Below are 2,072 nucleotides of genomic sequence, written 5' to 3' on the forward strand. Positions count from 1 at the left end.
GCCAAACCCTAGCAAATCCTCCACAGGACGTGGCGGTCTCGCGACCAATTTCACCAAACGTTGTGATTGCCAACGTGCCCGAAGCTTAGTGAAACTTCTACTTGCTGAGGGCATGTGGTGCTGACCTACTACCTGTTCATTCTACTGCACCTTTATGGCAATCTGTTGTTGAACGATGTGCCACTCAAAAACTATAGACCCCTGAGACTTTTTTCAATATAGTTTTGAGCAACACTTTGAACTAATTGTGCTCTTTAGATATTCTCAAAAGCTAGCAAAGTTACCTTTTCTCATTTTTGCATTGATATTTTGTGTTTTTCTTCTTCACCAGACTTAATAAAAACTACATCACCAATATTATAATTTTCTATCTCACCATCATAATCAACCGTAAAACTACCATCTATTACATATCCAATATCCCCTTTATGGCACCAATTTTCATCTACATACCCATCTGAAAACTCAAGTAACCTTACTTGTCTATTTCCATCATTATATACCTTACATCTTGCACCTTTTGCAACTTCTATCCAATCAATATTTTCAAAATCAACTAAACATCTTTTCAAACTCTTCACCCCCATAGCAAAATGTATATAGCTTTTAAAGATTCTTTCTTCAAACTAAGTACATATTAAGACAAACTATTTTTCTGGTTCAAAAGAACAATGCACATGTTTTATTTTCCAGTTCCCATTGCTTTTTTCCAAATACATTGTTGTTCTTACTGCTGGTTTTGGAAAACTTTTATACCTTGCGTAAAAACAAATGCAAGCAGCATTTTCTGTTTTAAAATAATGAACATTTTCCATTGTTATTTCTTCAACTTTTCCCGATTCTGTCTTTTTCCCTTCTTGGAAAAAATCATTCAATAATTTCAAATGATCATCTACTGAATATGTATCATTATTTTTATGATTATCAAAATATATCAATTTATTGTTATCCTCAGGATAAAATAATCTTAATTTTTTTATGTTTCCTTCAAGGAAGCACTTATCATATTCTTTTATAAAATTATTTAGCTCAAAATCTTCAATTTTATCTAACATTTTCTATCATCCTATTCTTTAAAATATTAGCATTAATTATTTACTTTCATTCCTCTAAAGTTGTTGGTTGGTTATAATTCTCCCATGTTTTTCTGCTCTAGTCATATGTAATTTCATACCTCATAGAGTAAGTTTTTTCATTGGCAGATACACTGTAATGTCTTATGAAATCTTCAAAGTCACTTCTCTTTTCAGAGGCATTTCGTTCAACGTCTCGCATGGAAGACGTTCCAGAGTCGAACCCGCAGAGCTTTTCTTCGAAGGCGGTGCTTGTCACCCGACGATGGAATGTGGTGCGGCATGCTTCGTGCTCCTTCTCCAGAGAATTTTCTCCATGACCTTCTATCCCGCACTTTCACTGCCATGCATTGTTATCGGATGGATGAGGCCCCCAGAGACCAGAGACGGACAGGACGTCCGTCCCTTAAACGCTTTCTATACTTACTATCGGTTTATCATTCTACATTAACTTTTTTAAACTTATATGTTTTCACCAACATATTTTGATTTGCCTGACCAAAAATCATTGAGGCTATCCCACCATTTTTTTGATTCCGCTTTTAAATATTGCACAAATATTTCGGGATTTAGATCACTATTTAAACATAAATTCTGCATACTTTCTAAGATTCCTATAGTAGCCAATTCCTTAACATACTCATCACCATTAATATGTAACAATTCAATTAAGTCAAATACTTTATCAAATTCTTTTAAATCATTCTTTTTATATAAATTTATTATGTGTTGAACAAAATCGCTTACATCAACATATAAAAGCATTTCTTCTCCATCATTATAACTGTTTGAACAATACTCTTCCCACCTAGATTTATAAGATGGGCAAGCATCAATAATCAATTCAATAATTTGCTTTTTGCTTATCATTATTAGTACACCCAGCCCCTCTGTATAATTTCTTCATCATACTCACAGTTTATTACGCATCATAAATAAAGAATCTACATAGTATCAACTGAATAATCCGCGACACGATGTCGCGGTCTTTGCCTCATC

The 2,072-nt window shown here is 33.7% G+C and carries 4 protein-coding genes; all 4 read right to left on the reverse strand.

The annotated features are described in order from the left end of the window. Positions 1-290 precede the first annotated feature (290 nt). Entirely contained in the window at positions 291-572 is a 282-nt protein-coding gene (locus tag RBH29_RS17445) for a cupin domain-containing protein (protein WP_306698286.1), read from the reverse strand. A gap of 75 nt (positions 573-647) precedes the next feature. Next, positions 648-1,055 (reverse strand): hypothetical protein, encoded by a 408-nt coding sequence (locus RBH29_RS17450; protein ID WP_306698287.1) that lies wholly within the window; start codon positions 1,053-1,055, stop codon positions 648-650. A gap of 97 nt (positions 1,056-1,152) precedes the next feature. Further along, positions 1,153-1,275: a hypothetical protein gene (locus RBH29_RS17455; RefSeq protein ID WP_306698288.1), complete on the reverse strand. Its 123-nt coding sequence runs from the start codon at positions 1,273-1,275 to the stop codon at positions 1,153-1,155. 260 nt (positions 1,276-1,535) lie between these two features. Next, complete coding sequence (locus tag RBH29_RS17460) at positions 1,536-1,943, reverse strand: DUF7674 family protein (RefSeq protein ID WP_306698289.1); 408 nt, start codon at positions 1,941-1,943, stop codon at positions 1,536-1,538. Between the last annotated feature and the right edge of the window lie 129 nt (positions 1,944-2,072).

It is taken from the genome of Herbivorax alkaliphila, assembly GCF_030848475.1.
GTDB lineage: Bacteria > Bacillota > Clostridia > Acetivibrionales > Acetivibrionaceae > Herbivorax.

What these genes read in the sequence shown, in the direction of transcription:
- RBH29_RS17450 (WP_306698287.1), bottom strand. Translation starts at nt 1,055, where the DNA reads ATGTTAGATAAAATTGAAGATTTTGAGCTAAATAATTTTATAAAAGAA.
- RBH29_RS17455 (WP_306698288.1), bottom strand. Translation starts at nt 1,275, where the DNA reads ATGCGAGACGTTGAACGAAATGCCTCTGAAAAGAGAAGTGACTTTGAA.
- RBH29_RS17460 (WP_306698289.1), bottom strand. Translation starts at nt 1,943, where the DNA reads ATGATAAGCAAAAAGCAAATTATTGAATTGATTATTGATGCTTGCCCA.